Source organism: Mesorhizobium sp. M8A.F.Ca.ET.207.01.1.1 (genome assembly GCF_004794715.1).
Lineage (GTDB): Bacteria > Pseudomonadota > Alphaproteobacteria > Rhizobiales > Rhizobiaceae > Mesorhizobium.
Map to the genome: position 1 here is coordinate 36,003 of NZ_SRUS01000008.1, position 24,488 is coordinate 60,490.

A 24,488-nucleotide genomic window follows, 5' to 3' on the forward strand; every position below is an offset into this window, starting at 1 on the left:
TATTCATTGCAGCGCCGCGCGTCTCCAGAGACGCGCAAAGGACGCTGCAAGATGAAAGTCGAAATTGACTTTCGGGGTCATGCGCTAGCCGCTAGCTTGGATTAATTGTGCGCAGCCGAAGTCGAGGATTCGTCCATGCAGCGATTCGAGAATGCCAGCGAGGCGGCACTGGCGCTTCGCCCGGACGATCCGGTCTATTGCTTCCGCCCGCAGGTGCTGAAGGCCGATGCCAGGCAGTTCATGGGCATGTTCCCCGGCAAGACCGCCTATGCGGTCAAGACCAATGGCGAGCAGATCGTGCTGAAGACGCTGGTCGAGGCCGGCGTCACTGCCTTCGACGTCGCTTCCCCAGGCGAGTTCGCCGCCGTGCGCGCCGTCTCGCCCGATGCCGAGATGCTCTACATGCACCCGGTCAAGGCGCAGTCGGACATCAAGCTGGCGCTGGAAAAATACGGCATCCGCGTCATTTCGCTCGACCATGAGGACGAGATCACCAAGCTGACGCGGGTGGTACGGGCACTCGACATCGACCCGGGCTCGATCAGCGTGTTCGTGCGAATCCAGACGAAAGGGTCGGCGGCCTACGAGCTGTCGAAGAAATTCGGCGCCGGGCCGGCCTATGCGGTCGAACTCGCCGAGCGGCTGAACCGCACCGGCTACAAGGTCGGCCTGTGCTTCCACGTCGGCAGCCAGATCGAGGACCCCGACACCTATGAGCGGGCATTGGCCTCGGCCGACTGGGTGCGCAACCGGCTGACCTTCGACATTGCCGGGCTCGATGTCGGCGGCGGTTTTCCGGCCGAATACGGACATGATCCCAACCGCAAGCAGATCGAGATGCCGTCGCTCGGCCAGATCATGTCGCGGCTCTCCGGCGACCTGAAGGAATATCAATTCGACCAGATACCGCTCGTGGCGGAGCCGGGCCGGGTGATCGTGGCGCGCTGCCTGTCGCTGATCGTGCGCGTGCTCCTGCGCAAGGGCAAGCGGCTCTACATCAATGACGGCATCTGGGCGTCGCTGTCGGATTCATGGACCGGCAAGATCACGCTGCCGGCGCGCTTCATTCCCGATCCGGCGATCAGGGCCCGCAATGGCGACGAGAAGAACATCGTGCCGTTCAAAGTGTGCGGCGCGACCTGCGATTCCGTCGATATCCTGTCGCGGCCATTCTGGCTGCCGGAAACCGTCGATACCGGCGACTGGATCGAGATCGGCCATATCGGCGCTTACTCGCTGTCGCTCAGGACCCGCTTCAACGGCTTTTATCCCGACACTTTCGTCGAGGTGACGACGCCCTTCGACGAGGGCGACGCGCCGCAGGGGTTTGCAAGCCTGGAGACGATGGCGGATTAAGCTTTCTTCCTCCTCCCAAGGGAGAAGGAAGAGGGAGCTACAGCTTTCCCAGCAGCTCCGGCGTCGGCCAGCCATCAACCGGCAGGCCTAGCCGCATCTGCTCCTTGCGGATGGCTTCGCGGGTCTTGGTGCCCAGAATGCCGTCGACCGTGCCGACATCGTAACCGCTGGCCTCGAGCTTGGTCTGCAGCGCCTTCATCTGGTCGTTGTTGAGACCCGGCTCGGGATTGCGCGGATCGAGGGGCGGTGCGCCCGCCAGCCGCGCGGCAAGATTGGCCGCGGTCAGCGCGTAGGTGAAGGACTGGTTCCATTCGAGATAGACGTCGAAATTCTCATAGGTAAGGAAGGCCGGACCCTTGCGGCCCATGGGCAGCGCCAGGCCGGCGTTCAGGCCCTTGTCGACCAGCGGCGAGCCGTCGGGGTTGGTAACACCCCACTGCGCCCACTGTGTCAGCGGCAATTTGTTGGTGCGGCCGGTCTGGTCCCATGGCATCTCGTCGGGCACGCGCACTTCCTGGATCCAGGGCTCGTCGCGCTTCCAGCCGCGCGACAGCACCTTGTTGCCGGTGGTCATGATCACGTCCGGCACGCTGTTTCGCAGGTCGATCTTGCCGTCGCCATCGCCGTCGACGCCGCGCGCAAGATAGTCAGACGGCAGGATCTGCGTCTGGCCGATCTCGCCGGCCCAGGCGCCCGTGACATCGGCTGGCAGCACGCCGCGATCGATCAGTTCCAAGAGCGGCACCAGTTGCTGCCGGAACAATTGCGGGCGGCGGCAGTCATGCGACAGCGTCACCAGTGCGCTCAGCGTGTGGAAATCACCCTGGACGGCGCCGAAATCCGTTTCAAGCGCCCAGAAGGCGGTGATGACAGGCGCCTGGACGCCGAACTGCTGGTCGGCGCGGGCGAAGATATCGGCGTATTTCTTCATGTTCGCCGCACCTTGCTTCAGCCGGTAGGCCGAGATCATGCGGTTGGAAAACTGGACGAAGGTTTGCGTGAAGACTCCCTGGGCGCGGTCGCGAGCCAGAGCCTTCTCGTCGATCCTGGCATCCTCCAGCGCATCGAGACCGACGGCGCCGACACCGGCAGCCTTGGCTTCCGCCGCCACACCCTGTTTCCAGGTTTCGAAATCGCCGCCGCATTCCTGCGCCATCGCCGGCAAGGCCGTGGCGCACAAGAACAGCGCCGCGAGGGCTTGAGAACGCAGTCGCATCAGCTTCCTTTCGAAACGAAGAGGGCTTTGTCGTGCCTGGAGGCCAACGCCCTGAATTACCAGCGGTTGCACTCTTTACCGCTGGTAGTGTCGAAAAGCAGGCGGCAGGCCCGGTGTCAACGGGTCTTCTGCCGCAGCCACCAATCCAGCCGGCCTCGCTACCGTTGCCACGGTGTCAACGGGTCTTCTGCGGCGGCCCTTCTTCCAGACGGCTTCGCTGCCGTTGCCACGGTGTCAACGGGTCTTCTGCCGCAGTCCCTTATTCCCTGCGGCTTCGCGACCGTTAGCCGGAGTCAACGTGTGTTCTGCCGCAGCCATTTGTTCCAGGCGGCTTCCGAGCCGTTGAAGACGTTGATGTCGGACTTGCCGGTCATGCCGGGAACGATGCCGGTTCCGGTGTATTGCCAGAAGGTGAAGGGGTGGCTGCCATATTTCTCGCGCGGGTGGCCGGCGACGGAACGCAGCCAGTAGGGATAGCCACGGAAGGTCGACAGTTCGTTGTCATCAAAGAAATCGACCGAGGTGTAGATGATCGGCTTCTTGCCGTAATGCCGCTCGACGATTTCGAGGAAGGTGGTCATCTCAGCGCGCACCGTGGCCGGGTCGGGGCGCAGGCGGCAGGTCGGCGATTTCGGGTTCCATTCCATGTCGAGAACCGGCGGCATGGCGGAGCGGTCGACAGGCACGTTCTGGATGAACCAGCGCGCCTGCTGGGCCGCCGGAGTGCAGAAATAGAAGAAATGATAGGCAGCGCGCGGAACGCCGGCGGCTCTGGTGCGCGCCCAGTGCTCGCTGAAATATTCATCGAAGCGGTCGCCGCCCTCGGTTGCCTTGATGAAGGCGAAGGAGATGCCGCTGGCCTTGGCCGTCGGCCAGTCGACCGAGGTCTGGTATTTGGAGACGTCGGTGCCGTGGACGGCATAGTTCCACGGCGCGCCGCTGTCCCACTCATGCGGCTTGGAATCGGCAAAGCGCGGCGCGCGCACGGCCACCGTCGGACTGCTCGATGCGGACGGCGACAGCGGCGAGAGATCGTCCACGGTCGAGCAGGCGCCGAGCAGCGTCAGCATGAAAAGGACCGCAAGACGGCGCATCGCAACTTCCAAGCCGGAATCAGCCGGTCGCTGATGGGTCTGTGCACCGATGGCCGAAGTTGGTCTGGCCCCCTCCAGGCGATCGCCCCACGCATCGCCCAGCATAGTCGTTTTTCGTGCATGTCGTCGTCCCAAAACCGCTGCGCACTTCTGGGCGACATGCATCCCTGTGATCGCCGATCATGGTTGATAATCCGTTGATGGCGCTCGACAAGAGCACCGATTTTGCGGAAGCAATGGCGGCAAATCGATGACATAAGGTCAGGCGCGTGCCTGGGAGAAGCAGATGCGGTTCGTCGTCAAGATCGTCAAATGGCTGCTTGGCCTGATCGTGCTGGCGGTCGCCGCGCTGTTTGCCTGGCTCTATATCGCGCCGCCGGAGCTCATCCGCGTCGGCTCGGGCTATTCGGCCAAGATCGTCTGCTCCAACGTCTTCATCGCCGGGCGCGACGCCAATGAGGTGCTGGCCGTCGATGTGCAGGCGCCCGGCCATCCGCTGCTGCGGCTGATGAGGGTCTCCGTCGACAAGAACCGGGGAACGGTTTCGGCCGGCCTGCTCGGCTTCCTCGGCAAGAGCGAGGCGGTCGCCCGCGATGGGCTGGGCTGCGCCTCGGTTCCGGACGGCGATGTCGGCAAGGCGCGGCGCACGACGGTCCATGCCGAACCCGCGGCGACAAACCAGGATACGCCGTGGCCGGAGGGCGAACGGGTCGATGCATCGCAGAATCCAGAGGTCTCGAAGGTCGTTGGCGACGACGCCATGGCCGGCGCCGGCATGCGCGCGATCGTCGTGGTCAAGAACGGGCGGGTCGTCGCGGAGCGCTATGGCGACGGCTTTTCGGCCAAGACGCCGCTGCTCGGCTGGTCGATGACCAAGACGGTCAACGCCGCCATCGTCGGCACGCTGGTCAAGGACGGCAAGATGGCGGTCGACAACAAGGGCCTGTTTACGCCTTGGAAGGCGGACGGCCGCGCCGCGATCAGCCTTGCCGACATGATGGCGATGTCGAGCGGGCTGGAATTCAACGAGGACTATGGCGACGTCGCCGACGTGACGCGCATGCTCTATCTCGAACCCGACATGGCGGGTTTTGCCGAAGCCAAGCCGCTCACCGGCGAGGTCGGCAAGGTGTTTTCCTATTCGAGCGGCACGGCGGTGATGCTGTCGCGCCTCTGGCAGGACGCTATCGGCGACAAGGCCAAGGCATTGACGTGGCCGCGCACGGCGCTGTTCGAGCCGCTCGGCATGCACAGCGCGGTGTTGGAGACCGACGAGCAGGGCACTTTCGTCGGCTCGTCCTATCTCTACGCCACGGCACATGACTGGGCGCGCTTCGGCCAGTTCCTGCTGCAAGGCGGGGTTTGGAACGGCAACCAGGTCCTGCCGGCCGGCTTCGTCGACTGGATGCGCGAGCCGGCATCCGCCTCGAAAGTCTACGGCAAGGGCCAGTTGTGGATCGAAGCGCCGGGCGATGAGGAAAACCCCGGTGCCGGCGTCGCCGCCGGCCTGCCCAGGGACACTTACTGGATGGAAGGCCATGACGGACAGACCGTCGCCATCATTCCGTCCGAGCAATTGGTCGTGGTGAGGCTCGGGCTAACGCCGGCCAAGCTCAACTATCGCCCGCAGGCGATGGTGGGGGCGCTGGTGAAGGCGCTGCACTAGCTAGCTGTGTGGCCCAATCACAGCCAACCAGGCATAGCCACGATAAAGCGTGCGAAAACAGAAGGTTGCGCCGGTTCGCTCGGCCTGCGATTCCAGAACATCACGCAGGGATTCGCGTGGCGTGACGTGGAATTTCTTCAGCCAGCCGCGCAGCAACGCGCGGAACCACCCCGGCAGACCTTCCTGCTGGCCGAAATCGACTATGTGCAGCGAGCCCGTCGGGGCCAGCGCGGCAAGTGCTGCCGAGACCGTCTTCTCCCAGCCCGGGATCATCGATAGCGAATAGGAGACGAAGACCCGGTCGAAGCTGCCTTTGCCGAATAGTGCCTTGGCGTCGAAATCGGTGGCGTCGCCTCGTGCCAGCACGACGCGGTCCGACAGGCCTTCGCGGTCGATCGCCTTGCTCGCCGTTTCCAGCATTTCGGCCGAAATATCGAGGCCGAAGAAGCGGGCATCGGGATAGGCGCGGGCAGCCAGGATGATATTGCGGCCGGTGCCGCAGCCGAGTTCCAGAACGGTGCCGCCCGGCGGCACGTCCAGCTCCGCGATCAGCCGGTCGCGGCCAAGCAGGTAGTATTTGCGGGTCAGGTCATAGATGTGGCGCTGCCAGCGGTAGACGCCGTCCATCAGTTCGGCGTGGTTAGCCTTGAATTCGGGGCTGGCCGGCAGTTCCGTCGTGCTCATGCCGCGCGCTTCACATAGAGGTGGAAGCCGCCATAGATGGCCGAGCGGTCGCGGGCCGAGAATTCGCGCGATGCTTCGTCCTGATAGTCCCACTGATCGAGCAGCGAGGTCGAGACGCGCCCCGGCAACAGGCTGGGCTCGGCGGCGGTGCGGAAGATGACGCGGGCGCCGGCCGAGGCGGTACGGGTGATTTCCGACCACAACGCATTGAGCTGGTCGTCGGTCATCCAGTCCTGCGCATCGAGCAGGATGAAGCGGTCGACGGCGCCTGCATCCTTGCCGGCGAGGAATTCGATCAGGTTGGCGTGGTGGATGGCGACGCGGTCTACATTGCCGCGGATGGTCTGGTAGTTCTGCTTTTCCAGATAGGCGGGCAAGGCGGCCTCGCCTGGTTCCGGGTAGCGGCGGGCGAAGGCCTGCCAGGCGAAGTAATTGTTTTCCAGGGGGAAATCGCAGGCGAGCTTTTCCAGCCGGGCCTTCAGCACGCTGGCCATGGTGCCGTCGCCGGAGGTGATCAGCGAATCATACTGCGCCGGCGGGATGCCGAGACCGAACAGCGAGGCTTTTCGCGAGGTCGCCCATTTCAGAAGCTTCTTGTCGAAGACCGGCGCCAGTTCCTCGTTGAAGAAGCGGCGCTGTTCGCCGATGTTCCTGGCTTCCATCATGCGGGCCGGGTTGACGCCGAAGAATTTCGCCGTGCGGTGGCCCATGGCGATGAACAGGCCAAGCAAGCCGGTCTGGTAGAAATTACGATCGAAAACGCCGATGCGCCTGTTGCCGCGCCAGTTGCGGCGCTCCCAATAATGGCGGCTGACCGGATCGAGATGCGGGGCGATGAAGCGGTCGTAGGCTTCGGAATTGTGACTTGTGTCCGCCGCACCGAAGAAACGGAACAGATCGCCTTGCGATGGCAGATGGCGAACCGCCTCCAGCTTCATGCGGTTCAGCGCGATGTGGGCGGCGTTGAGGTCGACGGCGTCGATCTGTGCCGGCGAGCGGGTGAGATAGGCCAGGATGTTGCAGCCGCCCGAGGCGATGGTGACGAGGCGGTGGCCCTGGCCGAGCTGCATCGCGTCCATGTCGACATCGGGGTCTTCCCAGATCTGCGGATAGACGAGACCGGAAAACAGGAAGGCGAACAGTCGCTCCGAGATGCCGGCTTTCGAAAGCGCGCGGTTCTGGTAGACGGCTTTTCCAACTTCCTTGCCGCGGCGAAAAACCAGATCCGAGGAGACGTCCGTCATGGCAAAGTGATTCCCCATTTGCTTTGCCGCAAGCGGGTAACCCAGGGTCATGACAGGCCGGTGACAGCCTGTTGACGCCTTTCTTACAACTTACCGAACCCGCCGGGCGTCGGCGTGGTCACAATGACGGCTTCGCCAGCGTCGAGCACGGTCTGGTCGCAAGCCTTCAGCGTCTCAACAGTGCCGTCGTTGCGGCGCACCCTGGTCGAGCCGGTCTCGCCGTCGCCGCCGCCGTCCAGTCCTTCCGGCGGGCGGTTGCGGTGCGAGGACAGGATCGCGCATTCCATCGTCTCGAGGAAGCGGATGGTGCGTTTGGTGCCGTCGCCGGCATTCCATTTGCCCTTGCCGCCGGAACCCTCGCGAATGTGAAAATCCTCCAGCACCACGGGGAAGCGCAGCTCCAGCACCTCCGGGTCGGTGAGGCGCGAATTGGTCATGTGGGTGTGCACGCCCGACGTGCCGGCAAAGCCGCGGCCGGAGTTCATGTGTCCGGCGGGCGAACCGGAGCAAATCGTCTCGTAATACTGGTACTGCTTGTTGCCGAAAGTCAGGTTGTTCATCGTGCCTTGCGCATTGGCCATCGCGCCCATGGCGCCGAACAGCGCGTTGGTGACGTGCTGCGAAGTCTCGACATTGCCGGCGACGACGGCGGCAGGGTAGGTGGGCTTGAGCATGCAGCCATCGGGGATGACGATGTTGATCGGCCTGAGGCACCCGGCATTCATCGGGATCATGTCCTCGACCATGACACGGAAGGCGTAGAGCACGGCGGCACGGGCGACCGGCTCGGGCGCGTTGAAATTGTTCTTCATGACAGGCGACGTGCCGGTGAAGTCGACAGTCGCCTCACGCTTTTGCCGGTCGACCGTGATCTTCACCTTGATGACCTGACCGGTATCGGTCGGATATTCATAATCCGACGTGTCCGGCAGCCGTTCCAGCACGCGGCGCACGCTTTCGGCGGCATTGTCCTGGACATGGCCCATATAGGCCTCGACGACGTCGAGACCGAAATGCGCGACCATCTTGCGCAGCTCCGCCACACCCTTCTCGTTGGCTGCGATCTGCGCCTTCAGGTCAGCGATGTTCTGGTGCGGGTTGCGGGCCGGATAGCGATGCTCGGTGAGCAGCGAGTGCAGCTCCGTCTCGCGGAATTTTCCGCGGTCGACGATGCGGAAATTGTCGAACAGCACGCCTTCCTCGTCGACCGTGGTGGCGAGCGGCGTCATCGAGCCGGGGGCGGTGCCGCCAATGTCGGCATGATGGCCGCGCGAGGCCGTCCAGAAGAGGATATTCTTCTGGGCGTCATCGAAGACCGGCGTTACCACGGTGATGTCGGGCAGATGCGTGCCGCCGTTATAGGGGGCGTTCAAGGCAAAGACGTCGCCGGCATGGATGTCGCCGGAGTTTAGCCGGATGATGGTCTCGACCGAACGGTCCATCGAGCCGAGATGCACCGGCATGTGCGGCGCATTGGCGACCAGCGCCCCGGTGTGGTCGAAGACGGCGCAGGAGAAATCCAGCCTTTCCTTGATGTTGACGGAATAGGCGGTGTTCTGCAGCGTCACGCCCATCTGCTCGGCGATCGACATGAACAGATTGTTGAAGACTTCGAGCATCACCGGATCGGCTTGCGTGCCAAGGGCGGCGGCGCGCGCTTTCCTTTCCGCGCGGCGGATGACGACGTGATTGAGGTTGGTGATTTCGGCTTGCCAACCCGGCTCGACGACGATCGTCTGGTTCGGCTCGATGATCAAGGCGGGGCCTGCGACCAGACTGGACGGCCTGAGGTTCTCGCGACGGTAGACGCCAGCTTCATGCCACTGGCCATCCGTGTAGATGCGGCGGGTCTCGGAAGCGGCTGAGTAGACCCTTGCAGGTCCGGCCGGCGCATAGGCTTCGGCGGTCGTCTGGCCGGTTTCGGTGCCTTCGACGCCGACGGTCTCGACGATCATCGGCTTGTCGTCATAGACGAAGCCGAATTGCGCCTTGTGGGCGATTTCGAAATCGCGCCTGGCCTGGAAGATCGAGTCTGCCTCGAAATTCACCGGCAGTGCCGTATCTGTGCCGTCATAGCGGATGTGCAGCACCGGCCTGGTGGCGACCGAGCCCTCGGCGATGCCTTGCGCCGCCAACTCCGCGACCACGGCCTTTTTCAAGGTGGCGATGAGGTTGCCGATCTCCGCTCTGGATTCCTCGGCGAGCGGCTTGAGCAGCGCCTGCTGGCGTGAGGCAAAGACCGACGCCAGCCCGATGCCATAGGCCGAAAGCAGGCCGGAGAAAGGATGGATCAGCACCGCCTCCATGCCGAGTGCATCCGCGACCAGGCAGGCGTGCTGGCCACCGGCGCCGCCAAAGCAGTTCAGCAGATATTCGGTGACGTCGTAGCCACGTTGCACGGAAATCTTCTTGATCGCATTGGCCATGTTCTCGACAGCGATCGTGACGAAGCCTTCGGCGACCGCTTCCGGTGAGCGGCCATCGCCGATCCCGGCGGCAAGTGACGCGAATTTCGCGCGCACGGTTTGCGCGTCGAGCGGCGCGTCCTGGCCGGGGCCGAAGATCGAGGGGAAGAAATCGGGCTGCAGCTTGCCGAGCATGACGTTGGCATCGGTGACCGCCAGCGGGCCGCCGCGCCGGTAGGCGGCCGGGCCGGGATTGGCGCCCGCAGAGTCCGGTCCGACGCGGAAACGGCCGGCCTCGTAATGCAGGATCGAGCCGCCGCCGGCGGCGACGGTGTGGATGCGCATCATCGGCGCGCGGACGCGCACACCGGCGACCTCGGTGTCGAAGGCGCGCTCGTACTCGCCATCGTAGTGGGCAACGTCGGTGGAGGTGCCGCCCATGTCGAAGCCGATGACTTTTTCGAATCCGGCGAGCTTGGCCGTCTCGACCATGCCGACGACGCCGCCGGCCGGACCCGACAGCAGCGCGTCCTTGCCCTGGAACATGTCGGCGGCGGTGAGACCGCCGGAAGACATCATGAACATCAGACGAGGCGGGGATTGGCTGATCTCCCCCCTTGTGGGGGAGATGCCCGGCAGGGCAGAGGGGGGCGCGACAGAACGAGACGTTGGCGGGGCAGCGCCCCCCTCTGTCGGCTTCGCCGACATCTCCCCCACGAGGGGGGAGATTGGCGCCGCGCCCAGTTCTCCCGCCACCCTTTGCACATAGCGCGACAGGATGGGCGACAGATAAGCATCCACCACCGCGGTGTCGCCGCGGCCGACCAGCTTGATCAGCGGCGAGACCTCGTGGCTGACCGAGACCTGGCCGAAACCAAGCTTGCGGCAGACCCTGGCCACCGCCTTCTCGTGATCGGGATATTTCCAGGCATGCATGAAGACGATGGCAACTGCATCGATGCCATCGGCTTTCGCTTGTTCTATGGCCGGCCGGCAAGCCGCGATATCGAGCAGCCGTTCGACGCGGCCGTCGGCGAGCACACGCTCGTTGACCTCGATGACGCGCTCGTAGAGTTGCTCGGGAAGAATGATTTTCTTGGCGAAAATGTCGGGTCGCGCCTGGTAGGCGATCCTGAGCGCATCGCGAAACCCCTTGGTGACAAGCAACAACACACGGTCGCCCTTGCGCTCCAGAAGGGCGTTGGTGGCCACCGTGGTTCCCATCTTGATGTCGCCGATCAGGCCGGACGGAATCGCGGCGGCCGGTCCAAGGCCGAGCAGATCGCGGATGCCCTGAATGGCGGCATCGGCATAGGCTTCGGGATTCTCCGACAGCAGCTTGCGCGGATGCAGCCCGCCCTGCGGGTCACGGCCGATAATATCGGTAAAGGTGCCGCCGCGATCGATCCAGAAATCCCATTTGGCGGTCATGCGGTTGTCTCCGGTATTCCGTTGTCCGGTGTCGTTGTTAAAGCGCCGAAGCGCCGGCAGCAATGTCGCCTGCATGCCATTGATGTTACAGGTGGAAACGCAACGTTACGAAACCCTTGGCCCGATCATGCATTTTCCCTTCGACCGTTCACTGCAACGTGAGCGTGTGTTGAAGGAGAGATGTCATGAAAAAGCTCATTCTTGCGTCGGTTTCGGCGCTTGTCCTGCTTGGCGTCGCGGCATGCAGCGACAGCGGTACCGACAAGACCACGACCCAGAGCACCAATCCGCCGGCCGCCGAGCAGCCGATGAAGCCTGCGGCCCCGGCTGACAATTCGACCAAGCCTGCCGAGCCGGCTCCGGCAACGCCTGCTCCTGCGCCCGCGCAGTAGTTTGTAAGCAGTAAGTGTCTTGGGAGGAAGGCCGGCTTGATGTCGGCCTTTTTCTCGTAGGGGTGACTGTTGGAACCAGCAAAGCGCCCTTCGTTCGCAGGCCCCAGAAGTTGGCCGTTATTGGCTTGATAGCGGGGACCGGTTGGCTCTATGAAGCTGACCATGTCGATTTGGGACCGCCTCGGCGACTTCATCACCCGGGTTTCGTCTTCAACCACGTCTGGCGTCGCCGACGTGGTCGAGGCTGTGCGCACGGTTTTCTCCGGAGACGCCGACCTGCGCCGCCGCGTCGCATTCTCGGTGGCGATGATCGCGCTTTCGGCCAAGATGGCCAAGGCCGACGGCATCGTCACCCAGGATGAGGTGCGCGCCTTCCAGGAAATCTTCGAAGTGCCGGCGAAAGAGACGCGCAATGTTGCGCGGCTGTTCGATCTCGCCCAGCGGGATGTGGCCGGTTTCGAAACCTATGCCGAGCGCATGGCGCAGATGTGCGGCTCCGGGCACTCCAATTGCGTGATGCTGGAAGACATACTCGACGGCCTGTTCCACATCGCCAAGGCCGACGGGCTGGTGCATGAGCGCGAAGGCATTTTCCTGCATCGTATCGCCGAGATCTTCCGCATCGACGAGGCGCATTACGAATCGATCATGGCGCGGCATGTCAATCTTGGCGCCGGCGACCCCTATGTCGTGCTCGGCATCGAGCGCGGCAAGCCGTTCGAGGAGGTCAGGAAGCGTTACCGCAAGCTGGTGTCCGACAACCACCCGGACCGGCTGATCGCGCGCGGACTGCCGCAGGAATTCATCAAGATCGCGACGACCAGGGTCGCGGCGATCAACGCCGCCTACGAGATGATCGAGCGGGGCCTGCGGCACGCATGAGCGGCTTCCTGCCCGACGAGCCGAGTGCCGAGGTCAGGGTATCGCCGAATTTTGGGCCAAGGCGCGACAGGCAGAAGCCCGACATGATCGTGCTGCACTATACGGGCATGGCGACCGGTATCGGTGCCGAAGCCTGGCTGTGCGATCCGGCGAGTGAAGTCTCGTCGCACTATCTCGTCCATGAGAATGGCCACATCGTGCAGATGGTCCGGGAAAGCGACCGAGCCTGGCATGCCGGCCAGAGTTCCTGGTTCGGACACACCGACATCAATTCCTGCTCGGTCGGCATCGAAATCGTCAATCCGGGCCATTCGCTGGGCTATCCCGGCTTTCCGCGACGCCAGATCAATGCGGTGATCAGGCTGTGCAAGGGGATTGCAGCACGGCATGCGATCGCCGCCGAGCGGGTGCTGGCGCATTCCGACGTGGCGCCTGGTCGCAAGATCGATCCTGGCGAGAAGTTTCCATGGGCCGTGCTGTTTAAGGCCGGTGTCGGTCATCTCGTGCCAGCCGCGCCCGTCAGGCGCGGAGCCGCGCTGAAGCCAGGCGACTACGGTGCCGACGTCGAGGCGCTGCAGTCGATGCTGTCGCTCTATGGCTATGGTGTCGAGATAACAGGCGTTTTCGACGATCGGACACGGATCGTCGTCGAGGCCTTCCAACGGCATTTCCGGCCGCGCCGGGTCGACGGAGTTGCCGACGGCTCGACGATGCGCACGCTCCAGAGGCTGCTTGCCTCCGTCACGAGTTGACCTCGCGTCAAGAGCCGGTCCAAGTAATCCTCCTCAACCGTAAAGTTACAACCTGTCACTTAAAGTGACTTGCCCCGCCTTCATTGGCGCCAAATCGGGCTTCAAAGGGCCTTTCGTACAGTTTGTCGGACGTCCCGCCCCCGGGTGATCCGATATTGATCAAGCGATGCCGCGCGAAAATCTTCGCGTGGTCCCAACAGAACAGGATCAAATGCAGAAATTGACCGTTTTAACGGCAGCTCTTGCTGCCGGGGTAATGAGTTTTGCCTTCAGCGCAGCCGACGCCGCACCGTTAAGCCAGCGGGCCGACCAGGGTCTGGTCGCGACATCCGCCAAAGGCAAGGCCATTTCGGCCAAAAGCACCAAGAGTGCGAAGGCGACGACGAAGCAGGCTTCCGCGAAAGTGGAAAAGGCAAGCTGGACCAAGGCAAGGAAAACCCCCGCCAAAAGGCAGACGAAACGCGGCCGCAAGACCGTTGACATGACGACGACGGCATCGATCGGTCTCAGCAACGTCGCCGCGGCGACCGCGGCAGTGGCGAGCAGCGGCCAATATTCCGCGATTGTCGCCCGCTACGCGGCGAGCTACGGGGTTCCGGTGTCGCTGGCCCACGCCGTGATCAAGATCGAGAGCAACTATCGGCCGAACATGGTCGGCGGCGCCGGTGAGATCGGCCTGATGCAGATCAAGCCGGCAACCGCGCGGATGATGGGTTACAACGGGTCGGCCAAGGGCCTGTTCGATCCAGACACCAACATCAAATACGGCATGAAGTACCTCGCCATGGCGCGCGACCTGGGTGGCGGCACGACCTGCGGCACGATCCTCAAATACAATGCCGGCCATGGCGCCACTCGCATGAACCCGGTTTCCGCGGCTTACTGCAGCAAGGTCAAGGTTCAGCTGGCGGCTGTCGGCGCGCCGGCTTGACGAGAACCGGTCACAATCGGCTTTTTCGGTTGCGTTTTGGGGTGTGAGCCCCTTTATACGCTCTGCCAGCTGGCCGGGCGGCCGCACCCGCAAACGCCGAAAGGCCGCGGGTGAGGAAAGTCCGGGCTCCATGGAGACACGGTGCCGGTTAATGGCCGGCGGGGGCGACCCCAGGGAAAGTGCCACAGAAAGCAAACCGCCACGACTTTGTCGGGGTAAGGGTGAAAGGGTGGGGTAAGAGCCCACCGCGCGACTGGCAACAGGAGCGGCACGGTAAACCCCACCGGGAGCAAGACCGAATAGGGGCGGTGCGAGGGGAAACCCTCGAGGGCTGTTTCCGGCTCACCGTCCGGGTAGGTTGCGTGAGGCGCATGGCAACATGCGCCCAAGATGAATGGCCGCCACGTTCTCGCCTCGCAAGGGGCGAGGGCCATACAAAACCCGGCTTACAGGCCGGCTGGCAATTTTTCTCCATCATATATGGATTAAGTCTTTCGATATCAGAAGGTTGCGCCCTTGGGCACAGCTTCTGATTCAAGGGCGCGGCGCTACTTTGCGTCGCCACGCCCAGAGATCTCCGCCGACTTCCTTGAAACTGGTGCGATTAAATCGTACCATCTCGGCTCATCATCGGGAGCCTATCATGGGTCAGGTGGACAAACGCAGCATCACGCTTTCGCCGGAACTGGCGCGGGCGGTCGACGATGTGGTCGCGGCTGGAGAATACGCCTCGGCGAGCGAGGTGATCCGCGATGCGTTGCGGCAATGGAAGGACCGCCGCGACCTGATGGGCTACACGGTCGAAGAACTGCGCAAACTGGTGCAGGAGGGGATCGACAGCGGGCCTGCGCAAGACGGCCAGCCAATCATTGAACGACTGCGCGCGAAATACCTGAAGATGGCCGATGCCAAAGGCTTCCAGGAGTGAAATAGCGACTGCTTCCTCAAGCCACCATCGATCTCGAAAGCATCGGCGACTACATCGCCAGCCAAGACCCGCGCGCTGCTGTTCGCCTAGTGGATGCGCTGGAAAGACGTTGGGATTTGCTGACGTTGCATCCCTTCTCAGGTGCGCCACGCGACGACATAGCACCGCGTATCCGCCATCTGATTGTCGGCGAATATCTCACCTTGTACCGGGTCGGCGGTGATGCGATCGAAATTCTTCGCGTGCTGCATGGTCGCCGCAACATCGAAGCCGATGACCTCGGCTCGTAGTCGATTTGTCAGCCGCTGACCCTGTCGAGCGAGGCCTCGATCGCCTTCCAGAGTTCTTCCACCGGCTCACAGCCCACCGACAGGCGCACGAAACCGGCCGATACCGCATCGCCACGCTTGGAGCGGCGTTCGGCCGAGGTGTGGACGCCGCCGAAGGAGGTCGCGGCCTGCATCAATTCGCAGCCGTTGATGAAATCCTCGGCTTTCTGCTCGGAAGCGAGTTCGAAGGAGATGAGGAAGCCGAAGCGCTCCATCTGGGCGCGGGCAAGATTGTGCGAGGGATCGCCTTCCAGGCCGGGATAACGCAGGCCGCTGATCGCCCGATGGCCCTGCAGCCGCCGCGCGATCACTTCCGCCGATGAACACATGCGGTCGAAGCGCACGTCCAATGTTTCCAGGCCGCGATGCACCAGCCAGGCTTCGAACGGGCCGGGGATGCTGCCCGAGACCTCGCGCCAGCCGGTCACGGCGGTGATGATGTCCGCATTGCGGCTGGCGACATGGCCGAACAGCACGTCGGAATGGCCATTGGGCGCCTTGGTGTCGGCGGCGACAACGATATCGGCACCATGATATAGAGGGCGCTGGCCGAAGGGCGTCATCGTCGTGTTGTCGACCACCAGCAGCGCGCCCGCCTTGTGAACGGCTTCGGCGACAGCGGCGATATCGCAGATGTCCAGTCCCGGATTTGCGGGCGTTTCGACGAAGGCCAGGCGGTAACCCGCGAAGCCGCCGTCGAGGAAGGTCGATGTCGGCCTGACATCGTAGGTGACGCCGAGCGGCTTCAGGAAGCGGTCGGCCAGCGCCCTGGTGGTGTGATAGCCGTCCGAAGGCAGCAGGATATGGTCGCCGGCCTTGAGCACGGCAAAGAATGCCGCCGAGATCGCCGCCATCCCCGAGGGAAAACCGACGCAAGGCGCGTCTTCCAGATGGGACAACATGTGTTCGACGGCATCCCAGGTCGGGTTGCTGAAGCGGCCGTACTGGTTGAAGCCGGTGGCGTCGCCCGGTGCATGGAAGATGGCGGCCATGGTCAGCGGCAGGGGAATGGAATCGCCCATGGCGAACCCGCTGCGACGCAAATGGGGAAGGGCCGCAGCGCGCGACTTCGCAGTTTCAGGCATCGATTTCAAATCCCTTGGTGGTCGGTGAGATGGACGAGACGCTATGCCCGGCCGCGGTTTGCGGCAAGGCGCCTCCAGTTGGGCCAGGCAGGCTCTAAACGCTTCGTTAGGCTTAATGGATCATAAAGACGAGGCGCGCTGTCAAAGCCTTTCTAGTCGGCGTGGCGCGCGTGTCTGAGAAGCCTATTCCCGTTGACGCCCATAGTGCCCCATGATATCCCATTTCGACATCAAAGCCTTCGTTCCGCGTCAGGGTAAAGCGTTCGCCAATCGGGCAGCCGCGGCGGCTGTGCGTTTGCCGGTTTTCGCCCCTGTGGACGAGGTGGGTGCGGGCAGGCAACGCGCGGCGGTGGCGCGTGCGACACGATGAAGAGGGGTGCGGCGGCGCAAGCGGCTGTAACGTGTGATGGACCGGTTTCTGTCGAACACGGTGAGCAGGATCGATGCGAAGGGGCGGGTGTCCGTTCCCGCGCATTTTCGTGCCGTGGTGCAGAAGCGCGGCTATTCGGAACTCTACGCGCTGCGTTGCCTGGACCTGACGGCGATGGATGTCGGCGGGCTCGACCTGCTCGACCGTTACGAGCAGCGCATCGCTCGGGAAGACCCCTTCCTGCAGACGGCGGACGACATGTCGTTCTTCTGCCATGGCGACGGAGCGTTCCTGAAACTCGACCAGGACGGCCGCATAACCATGACCGATTTCATTCGCGAACATACCGGCATCTCCGCGGAAGTGGCCTTTGTCGGGCGCGGCAATTTCTTTCAGATCTGGGAGCCGGGACGGCTCGCGACCTACGGGGCGCAGGCGCGGGCCAGGCTTTTGCAGCTTCGGCAGGGGACGAAGGCTCACGAGGCCAAGGCTGGGGAGCGACCGGAATGATGGTGGGCCACGGCGATGATAACAACGCCGTTGGCGGATCGGTCCGCCACATTCCGGTCCTTCTTGGCGAAGTGCTCGAAGCGCTGGCGCCGGCGGAGGGCGACATCGTCATCGACGGTACGTTCGGCGCCGGCGGCTATACGAAGGCCATCCTGGCGGCCGGCGCGTCCGTGGTTGCCATCGACCGCGATCCGGATGCCATCGCGGCCGGCCGCGACCTCGAGGCGCAGTCCGGCGGTCGGCTGAGGCTGGTGCAGGCGCCGTTCTCGACGCTCGACGAACACATCGACAGCGCCGATGGCGTCGTCCTCGACATCGGCGTCTCCTCGATGCAGATCGACCAGGCCGAGCGCGGCTTTTCCTTCCGCTTCGACGGCCCGCTCGACATGCGCATGGCGCAGGCGGGCCTGAGCGCCGCCGATGTCGTCAACAGTTTCAAGCCGGGCGACCTTGCCCGCATCTTCGGCTTCCTCGGAGAGGAGCGTCACGCCGGCCGTATCGCCCGCATGATCGAGGCGCGCCGGGAAAAACGGCCATTCGAGCGCACGCTGGAACTCGCCGACGCCATCGAGACGCATATCGGCCGCGCGCCGAAGGACAAGATCCATCCGGCGACACGCGTTTTTCAAGCGCTGCGCATCTTCGTCAATGACGAGCTCGGTGAATTGGCCAAGGCGCTGTTCGCGGCCGAACGCGCGCTGAAGCCAGGCGGCCGACTTGTCGTGGTGACGTTCCATTCGCTTGAAGACCGCATCGTCAAGCGCTTCATCGCCGATCGCGCCGACGCCATGACCGGCTCGCGCCACATGCCGGAGGCGCAGGCGCGCACCGCGACTTTCCGCAAGGCTGGTGGCGGCGTGACGGCAGGCGACGCCGAGGTTGCGGCCAACCCACGCGCCCGCTCGGCCAGGCTGCGCGCGGCGGTCCGCACCGAGGCGCCGGCGCGCGGCGACGATTTTTCGATTTTCGGCCTTCCAAAGCTTCCCGGCATCGATCGGCCGGGGGAGAGGTAAGCACGTGTTTCGTACCAGCGACATTGTCCTGATCGCCGTCATGGTTTCGGCAGCGGCCCTGACCTACAAGGCCAAGCGCGAGGCCGAGGACCAGTTGGCGGCCGTGCAGAAGATCCATGCCGAGATACGCTTTGAGGAGGACACGATCGACCTGCTCAAGGCCGACTGGAGCCTGCTCACCCAGCCGTCGCGGCTGCAGAAGCTGGCCGAACTCTATAAGGCGCAGCTCGCATTGGAGCCGGTCAGTGGCCGGCAGATCGTGGGCCTGGGCGACCTGCCGGCCAAGGCGCTCGACATCCAGGACATCCTGAACGGGCGCCAGGGCGCCGTGGCCGACAATTCCGACAAGGCGCCCTCGGGCGACAAGGATCCCGTCGTCACCGGAGACATCGCCCAATGATCGGCAAACTGCTGAAGCGCTTCGCCACGGTAGGCCGCGCCAGGACAAGCGAGGACGGGTCGATCGTGGTCGAAGGCGCCCGCAAGGCGACCGGCGGCAAGGGCAAGGCCCGCATCGTGATGACGATGGCGGTGTTCTTCGGCATCTTCTCGACCATATCGGGGCGCCTGGTCTATCTCGGTTTCCAGACACCCGACCTGTCGGGCGGTCCGCAAAGCCGGGTGACGGCGTCACGTCCCGACATTGTCGATCGCAACGGTGAAGTTCTGGCCACCGACATCAAGACGGCGTCGCTGTTCGCCGAGCCGCGCCGCATCGTCGATGCCGATGAGGCTATCGAGAAGCTGTCGACAGTGCTGCCGGAAATCGACTACGAGCAGACCTATCACAAGCTGAAGAGCGGCGCCGGCTTCGTCTGGCTGCAGCGGCAACTGACGCCCAAGCAGCAGGCCGACATCATGCAGCTCGGCATTCCCGGCTTTGGCTTCCGCACCGAAAAGCGCCGTTTTTATCCGAGCGGCGAGACCTCCTCCTACATCGTCGGCCTGACCAACATCGACAACCAGGGCATCTCCGGCATGGAGAAATATATCGATGAGCAGGGCCTGAGCGACCTGCAGGCGTCGGGCCTGGCGGTGGCGAAGGATCTCAGGCCGGTGAAGCTTTCGATCGATCTGCGCGTCCAGCATGTGGTGCGCGACGAGATCGCGGCCGGCCTGGAGCGCTATCGCGCCATGGGCGCTGGCGCCGTCGTGCTCAACGTCAAGACCGGCGAAGTGGTGGCCATGGCCTCGGTGCCGGATTTCGATCCGAACAATCCCTACAACGCGCAGGACAAGGACCGGCTTAACCGGATGTCGGCGGGGCTCTATGAGATGGGCTCGACCTTCAAGAGCTTCACCTCGGCCATGGCGCTCGATTCCGGCAAGGCGACGATGTCGAGCCGCTTCGACGCTTCGCATCCAATCCGGGTCGGCCACCAGGCCATTCACGATTTCCACGGCAAGAACCGTGTGCTGTCGCTGCCGGAGGTCTTCCTCTATTCGTCCAACATCGGGTCGGCCAGGGAGGCCGAGCTGGTCGGCATCGAGGCGCACCGCGAATTCCTGCATCGCCTCGGCATTCTGGAGAAGATGCAGACCGAACTGCCCGAAGTCGCCCGCCCGACCGAGCCTAAGGTGTGGAAGCAGGTCAATTCGTTCACCATCGCCTTCGGCCATGGCGTGTCGACGACGCCGCTGCAAGCGGCTGTCGGCTGCGCGGCGCTGGTCAATGGCGGCTTTCTGATGCAGCCTACATTTCTGGTCCGCAGCCAGGAGGATGCGATGGCGGCGGCCAAGAAAGTGGTTACCGAAAAGACCGTCGAGGGCATGCGCTACCTCTATTCGCTCAACGCCGAGAAGGGTTCGGCCAGAAATGCCCGGGTTCCCGGCTACCGCGTCGGCGGCAAGACCGGAACGGCCGAGAAGGTCATCAACGGCCGTTACTCGAAGGAATTGAATTTCAACACCTTTGTCGCCGCCTTCCCGATGGACGATCCGCAATATCTGGTGTTCACGATCGCCGACGCCCCGCATCCGGAAAAGCCTGGGATGACCGACGTCGCGGCCAACAATGCGGGGGTCATGGCCGGCAATATCATCAGGCGTGCAGCGGCCATGCTTGGCGTGAAGCCAGATTTCAGCCATGAAAATGGTGCAACGCTGGTTTCCTATCAGTGATTCTTGGGGCGCGCCGGCAACTGCGCGCTATTTTGTTGCGGTGAACGGGACTCGATGAAGCTCAAAGATCTAGCCGGTATCCTGCCAGTCGAAGGAACAGCTTCCGTCGATCTGGAGGTTACAGGCATCTCGTCCGATTCCCGCCAGGTGAAACCCGGCGTCGTCTTTTTCGCGCTTGCCGGAACCAAGGCCGATGGCGCGAGCTACGCCGCCGACGCGGCCCGACGTGGCGCTGCAGCGATCGTCACGGGCAAAGGCAGTGGCCTGGCCGATTTGCCGGTTCCGGTGCTGGCGGTCGATGATCCGCGCCTGGCACTGGCGTTGAGTGCCGCCCGCTATTTCGGCAGGCAGCCGCAAACCATGGTCGCCGTGACCGGTACCAGTGGCAAAACGTCGGTCGCCGCCTTCACCCGGCAGATCTGGGAGCAGGCGGGATACGCTGCCGCCTCGATCGGTACCACCGGCGTGGTCGCGCCTGGCCGCAACGAATATGGTTCACTGACGACACCCGATCCGGTCGCCCTGCATCAGTTGCTGCGGGAATTGGCGGATGCCGGCGTTAGCCACGCCTCGATTGAGGCCTCCAGCCACGGGCTCGACCAGCGCCGCCTCGATGGGGTGAAGCTCTCGGCTGGCGGCTTCACCAATCTCGGCCGCGACCACATGGATTACCATCCGACGGTCGAGGATTATCACCGTGCCAAATTGCGCCTGTTCGACACGCTGCTGCCGAAGGGCGCACCGGCTATCGTCTTCGCCGACGATCCTTGGTCGGAACCCACGATAAAGGCAGCTCGGGCCGCCGGGCTCGACGTGCTGACGGTCGGCCGTCATGGCGATTTCCTCAGGTTGAAGCGGGTCGAGCACGAGCGTCATCGCCAGCGTGCCGAGGTCGAGGCCGACGGTGTGATCCACGAGATCGACCTGCCGCTCGCCGGCGATTTCCAGATCGCCAATGCCCTGGTTTCGGCGGGGCTTGCCATTTCCACCGGAACACCTGTCGCCAAGGCCTTGGCGGCATTGGAGAAATTGAAAGGCGCGCCGGGCAGGCTCGACCTCGTCGGTACCACGGCGAGCGGGGCTCCGGTCTATGTCGATTACGCCCACAAGCCGGATGCGCTGGAGAATGTGCTGGCCTCGGTGCGTCCGTTCACCACCGGTCGCGTGATGGTCGTGTTTGGCTGCGGCGGCGACCGTGACCGGGGCAAACGACCGATCATGGGCGAGATCGCGACCCGGCTCGCCGATGTCGTCATCGTCACCGACGACAATCCGCGCTCCGAAGTGCCCGAAAGCATCCGCGCCGCCATTCTTGCCGCGGCGCCCGGCGCCATCGAAATCGGTGACCGGCGCAAGGCAATCCACGAGGCTGTCGGCATGCTGCATGCCGGCGACACGCTGATTGTGGCCGGCAAGGGCCATGAGGAAGGCCAGACGATCGGCTCGGAAACCCTGCATTTCTCCGACCACGAGGAAGTGCGCGCCGCGCTCAGGGAGCGTGCCGCATGAGTTTGCTGTGGACTTCGGAAGCGCTGGTTGCCGCCACGGACGGGCGGCCGCTCGGCCCCATGCCCGAAGGTATATCGGGCATTTCGATCGACAGCCGCAGCCTGCAGCCGGGCGACGCCTTCTTTGCCATCAAGGGCGAGACGATGGACGGCCATGACTTCGTCACCGCGGCCATCAAGGCCGGCGCCGGCGTGCTGGTGGTGGCAGAAGGCAAGCTGCCGTCGCTTGGCCGGCTGACCGCGCCGATCATCGTCGTCGAGGACGTTCTGGTTGCGCTGGAAAAGCTCGGTGTCGCGTCGCGCGCCCGCTCGCAGGCCAAGATCATCGCGGTCACCGGTTCCGCGGGCAAGACCACCACCAAGGAGGCGCTGCGCCACGTGCTTTCGGCCGTCGGCAAGGTGCATGCCTCGGCGCAGTCGTTCAACAACCATTGGGGCGTGCCGCTGACCCTGGCGCGCATGCCCGATGACTGCGATTATGCCGTGTTCGAGATCGGCATGAACCATCCCGGCGAGATCCGGCCGCTGGTGAAGATGGTGCGGCCGCATGTCGCCATCGTCACCATGATCGCGGCCGCGCATCTCGGCTTCTTCCGCAATCTGGACGAGATCGCCAGGGCCAAGGCCGAGATTTTTGAAGGGCTGGAACCCGAGGGCGCCGCAGTTCTCAACCGCGACGATGCGCGTTTCAAGCTGCTGGACAAGATGGCGCAAGCTGCCGGCGTCGAGCATGTCTATGGCTTCGGCGAGAATGCGCGCTCGACGTTCAAGCTGGTCAAGTGCGAGTTGCATGCCGACCATTCCGACATCGCCGCCAGGATCAGCGGCCACGATATGATCGCTCGTATCGGAGCGCCTGGCCGGCACATGGTGCAGAACGTGCTGGCGGTGCTAGGCGCCGCGCATCTGGTCGGCGCCGATCTCGACAAGGTGGCATTGGCGCTGGCCGATCTCTCCGCCGAGCGCGGGCGCGGCAAGCGCCATGTACTGCGGCATCCCGGTGGCCCGACTTCGGGCCAGCCCGGTAGCCCTATGCACGGTGGCCCAATCACGCTGATCGACGAGAGCTACAACGCCAATCCGGCCTCGATGGCGGCCGCCATGGCGCTGCTCAACGCAACGCCGGTGACAGGCGAGGGCAGACGCATCGCGGTGCTCGGCGACATGCTGGAGCTCGGCGACCATTCGGCAAAGCTGCATGCCGCCCTTGCCGATCTCATCGTCGGCACGGGCACGCGGACAGTCTTTCTCGGCGGGCCGGAGATGCGGTCGCTGGCGGAAGCGCTGCCGGACGATATCAGGACGGAATACCGCGCCGGCGTCGAGGAGTTGAAGCCGGTGCTGCTCGCCGCGCTAAGGCCGGGCGACGTGGTGATGATCAAATCGTCGAAGGGCATCGGTTTTGCAAAACTGGTCGATGCGCTGCTGGGCAAATTCCCGGCCGAGACGACAACCAGCAACCAGACCTAGTCGGGGGACGAAAGCGCATGTTCACACTGCTGGTCGATTTCGCGGACAAGGTCTCTGTCTTCAATGTCTTCCGCTACATCACGTTCCGCACTGGCGGGGCGCTGATCACCTCGGCGCTGATCGTCTTCATCTTCGGGCCGACCATCATCAATTCGCTGCGGCTCAGGCAAGGCAAGGGCCAACCGATCCGCGCCGACGGGCCGCAGACGCATTTCAAGAAGGCGGGTACGCCGACCATGGGCGGACTGATGATCCTGTCCGGCATCATCGGCTCGTCGCTTTTATGGGCGAACCTGTCCAGCATCTATGTCTGGGTGGTGCTGTTGGTGACACTCGGCTTCGGCTCGATCGGCTTTTATGACGACTATCTGAAGGTGACCAAGCAGTCGCATCTCGGCTTCTCCGGCAAGGCGCGGCTTGCGTTGGAATTCGTTATCGCCGGTATCGCCGCCTGGGCGATCATGCACAATGGCCAGGCGCCGTTCTCGTCGTCACTGACATTCCCCTTCGCCAAGGAATTCATCATCAACCTCGGCTGGTTCTTCATCCCGTTCTCCTGCTTCGTCATCGTCGGCGCCGGCAATGCGGTGAACCTGACCGACGGCCTCGACGGTCTGGCGATCGTGCCGATCATGATCGCGGCGGCGTCCTTCGGCGTCATCGCCTATCTCTCGGGCAACGCGGTCTTCGCTGAATACCTGCAGATCCATTTCGTGCCCGGCACCGGCGAACTGGCGGTCGTGCTTGGCGCGGTCATTGGCGCCGGCCTTGGCTTTCTCTGGTTCAACGCGCCGCCGGCGGCGATCTTCATGGGTGATACCGGGTCGCTCGCCATGGGTGGCCTGATCGGCACGGTCGCGGTCGCCACCAAGCACGAGATCGTGCTCGTCATCGTCGGCGGCTTGTTCGTGGTCGAGATCCTCTCGGTCATCATCCAGGTCGGCTACTTCAAGATGACCGGCAAGCGCGTGTTCCTAATGGCGCCGATCCATCATCATTTCGAAAAGCTCGGCTGGACCGAAAGCCAGGTGGTGATCCGCTTCTGGATCATCGCCGTCATCCTGGCGCTGGTCGGCCTCTCCACCCTCAAGCTCAGATAGG

General features: G+C 63.7%; 22 protein-coding genes and 1 other RNA gene. 16 read left to right on the top strand and 7 right to left on the bottom strand.

Translation table 11 applies throughout. The features are described from left to right. Window positions 1–135 precede the first annotated feature (135 nt). Complete coding sequence (locus EN850_RS22985; RefSeq protein ID WP_135881927.1) at window positions 136–1,356, top strand: alanine racemase; 1,221 nt, start codon at window positions 136–138, stop codon at window positions 1,354–1,356. 37 nt (window positions 1,357–1,393) lie between these two features. On the opposite strand, the gene EN850_RS22990 is transcribed toward EN850_RS22985, so the two are convergent. Together EN850_RS22990 and EN850_RS22995 are read right to left on the bottom strand one after the other, a co-directional pair. Further along, window positions 1,394–2,572, bottom strand: coding sequence for a lytic murein transglycosylase (locus EN850_RS22990; protein WP_136092314.1), 1,179 nt, complete (start codon window positions 2,570–2,572; stop codon window positions 1,394–1,396). A 293-nt stretch (window positions 2,573–2,865) separates the two neighbouring features. After that, on the bottom strand, window positions 2,866–3,666 hold the full coding sequence (locus tag EN850_RS22995) for a GH25 family lysozyme (RefSeq protein ID WP_135866349.1): 801 nt from the start codon (window positions 3,664–3,666) through the stop codon (window positions 2,866–2,868). A 286-nt stretch (window positions 3,667–3,952) separates the two neighbouring features. Here EN850_RS22995 and EN850_RS23000 point away from each other — a divergent pair, with 286 nt between their 5' ends. Further along, window positions 3,953–5,332, top strand: coding sequence for a serine hydrolase (locus EN850_RS23000; RefSeq protein WP_136092315.1), 1,380 nt, complete (start codon window positions 3,953–3,955; stop codon window positions 5,330–5,332). On the opposite strand, the gene EN850_RS23005 is transcribed toward EN850_RS23000, so the two are convergent. The 3 genes from EN850_RS23005 to EN850_RS23015 are packed head-to-tail and all read right to left on the bottom strand — an operon-like array spanning window position 5,333 to window position 11,096. Continuing rightward, the gene (locus EN850_RS23005) at window positions 5,333–6,016 is read right to left on the bottom strand and encodes a class I SAM-dependent methyltransferase (protein WP_136092316.1); all 684 of its coding nucleotides are present in this window, start codon (window positions 6,014–6,016) and stop codon (window positions 5,333–5,335) included. Next, complete coding sequence (locus tag EN850_RS23010) at window positions 6,013–7,311, bottom strand: DUF3419 family protein (protein ID WP_136092317.1); 1,299 nt, start codon at window positions 7,309–7,311, stop codon at window positions 6,013–6,015. Before EN850_RS23010 ends, EN850_RS23005 begins: the two co-directional genes overlap by 4 nt. 32 nt (window positions 7,312–7,343) lie before the next feature. Then, complete coding sequence (locus EN850_RS23015; protein ID WP_136092318.1) at window positions 7,344–11,096, bottom strand: hydantoinase B/oxoprolinase family protein; 3,753 nt, start codon at window positions 11,094–11,096, stop codon at window positions 7,344–7,346. Window positions 11,097–11,281: 185 nt separating this feature from the next. Here EN850_RS23015 and EN850_RS23020 point away from each other — a divergent pair, with 185 nt between their 5' ends. From EN850_RS23020 to EN850_RS23030, 3 genes are all read left to right on the top strand, one after another. After that, window positions 11,282–11,488 carry a hypothetical protein gene (locus tag EN850_RS23020; RefSeq protein ID WP_127275804.1) on the top strand — a complete coding sequence of 69 codons (207 nt, stop codon included), beginning with the start codon at window positions 11,282–11,284 and terminating at the stop codon, window positions 11,486–11,488. A gap of 162 nt (window positions 11,489–11,650) precedes the next feature. Further along, entirely contained in the window at window positions 11,651–12,370 is a 720-nt protein-coding gene (locus EN850_RS23025) for a DnaJ family molecular chaperone (protein WP_127275803.1), read from the top strand. Continuing rightward, on the top strand, window positions 12,367–13,122 hold the full coding sequence (locus tag EN850_RS23030; protein ID WP_127871694.1) for an N-acetylmuramoyl-L-alanine amidase: 756 nt from the start codon (window positions 12,367–12,369) through the stop codon (window positions 13,120–13,122). Before EN850_RS23025 ends, EN850_RS23030 begins: the two co-directional genes overlap by 4 nt. A gap of 207 nt (window positions 13,123–13,329) precedes the next feature. Here EN850_RS23030 and EN850_RS37230 read toward each other — a convergent pair whose 3' ends face one another. Then, complete coding sequence (locus EN850_RS37230; RefSeq protein WP_246689269.1) at window positions 13,330–13,548, bottom strand: hypothetical protein; 219 nt, start codon at window positions 13,546–13,548, stop codon at window positions 13,330–13,332. On the opposite strand from EN850_RS37230, the gene EN850_RS23035 reads away from it, so the two are divergent. The 4 genes from EN850_RS23035 (at window position 13,469) to EN850_RS23050 (ending at window position 15,271) form a co-directional block, all read left to right on the top strand. After that, window positions 13,469–14,053 carry a transglycosylase SLT domain-containing protein gene (locus tag EN850_RS23035; protein ID WP_245464245.1) on the top strand — a complete coding sequence of 195 codons (585 nt, stop codon included), beginning with the start codon at window positions 13,469–13,471 and terminating at the stop codon, window positions 14,051–14,053. The genes EN850_RS37230 and EN850_RS23035 overlap by 80 nt on opposite strands. A gap of 65 nt (window positions 14,054–14,118) precedes the next feature. Then, an RNA gene (gene rnpB / locus EN850_RS23040) (RNase P RNA component class A) lies at window positions 14,119–14,518 on the top strand. Window positions 14,519–14,696: 178 nt separating this feature from the next. Then, a complete protein-coding gene (locus EN850_RS23045; RefSeq protein WP_135881920.1) occupies window positions 14,697–14,981 on the top strand; it encodes a type II toxin-antitoxin system ParD family antitoxin in 285 nt (94 codons plus the stop codon). An 8-nt stretch (window positions 14,982–14,989) separates the two neighbouring features. Further along, entirely contained in the window at window positions 14,990–15,271 is a 282-nt protein-coding gene (locus EN850_RS23050) for a type II toxin-antitoxin system RelE/ParE family toxin (protein ID WP_136092319.1), read from the top strand. A gap of 8 nt (window positions 15,272–15,279) precedes the next feature. On the opposite strand, the gene EN850_RS23055 is transcribed toward EN850_RS23050, so the two are convergent. Next, entirely contained in the window at window positions 15,280–16,395 is a 1,116-nt protein-coding gene (locus tag EN850_RS23055) for a cystathionine gamma-lyase (protein WP_136092320.1), read from the bottom strand. A gap of 406 nt (window positions 16,396–16,801) precedes the next feature. Between EN850_RS23055 and mraZ the strand changes: the two genes are divergently transcribed. Genes mraZ through mraY form a run of 7 tightly spaced genes read left to right on the top strand, consistent with a single transcriptional unit; the run spans window position 16,802 to window position 24,487 of the window. Beyond that, a complete protein-coding gene (mraZ, locus tag EN850_RS23060) occupies window positions 16,802–17,275 on the top strand; it encodes a division/cell wall cluster transcriptional repressor MraZ (protein ID WP_127275798.1) in 474 nt (157 codons plus the stop codon). Continuing rightward, window positions 17,272–18,288: a 16S rRNA (cytosine(1402)-N(4))-methyltransferase RsmH gene (rsmH, locus tag EN850_RS23065; protein ID WP_136092321.1), complete on the top strand. Its 1,017-nt coding sequence runs from the start codon at window positions 17,272–17,274 to the stop codon at window positions 18,286–18,288. The genes mraZ and rsmH overlap by 4 nt, the downstream gene beginning before the upstream one ends. Before the next feature lie 4 nt (window positions 18,289–18,292). Further along, window positions 18,293–18,688 carry a hypothetical protein gene (locus tag EN850_RS23070; RefSeq protein WP_127275796.1) on the top strand — a complete coding sequence of 132 codons (396 nt, stop codon included), beginning with the start codon at window positions 18,293–18,295 and terminating at the stop codon, window positions 18,686–18,688. After that, the gene (locus EN850_RS23075) at window positions 18,685–20,409 is read left to right on the top strand and encodes a penicillin-binding protein 2 (protein WP_127275795.1); all 1,725 of its coding nucleotides are present in this window, start codon (window positions 18,685–18,687) and stop codon (window positions 20,407–20,409) included. Before EN850_RS23070 ends, EN850_RS23075 begins: the two co-directional genes overlap by 4 nt. Window positions 20,410–20,463: 54 nt before the next feature. Next, window positions 20,464–21,918 (top strand): UDP-N-acetylmuramoyl-L-alanyl-D-glutamate--2,6-diaminopimelate ligase, encoded by a 1,455-nt coding sequence (locus EN850_RS23080; protein ID WP_136092322.1) that lies wholly within the window; start codon window positions 20,464–20,466, stop codon window positions 21,916–21,918. Then, window positions 21,915–23,387 carry a UDP-N-acetylmuramoylalanyl-D-glutamyl-2,6-diaminopimelate--D-alanyl-D-alanine ligase gene (locus EN850_RS23085; RefSeq protein WP_136092323.1) on the top strand — a complete coding sequence of 491 codons (1,473 nt, stop codon included), beginning with the start codon at window positions 21,915–21,917 and terminating at the stop codon, window positions 23,385–23,387. Before EN850_RS23080 ends, EN850_RS23085 begins: the two co-directional genes overlap by 4 nt. A 17-nt stretch (window positions 23,388–23,404) precedes the next feature. Beyond that, complete coding sequence (gene mraY, locus EN850_RS23090) at window positions 23,405–24,487, top strand: phospho-N-acetylmuramoyl-pentapeptide-transferase (protein WP_015317207.1); 1,083 nt, start codon at window positions 23,405–23,407, stop codon at window positions 24,485–24,487. The last annotated feature ends 1 nt before the right edge of the window (window position 24,488 follow it).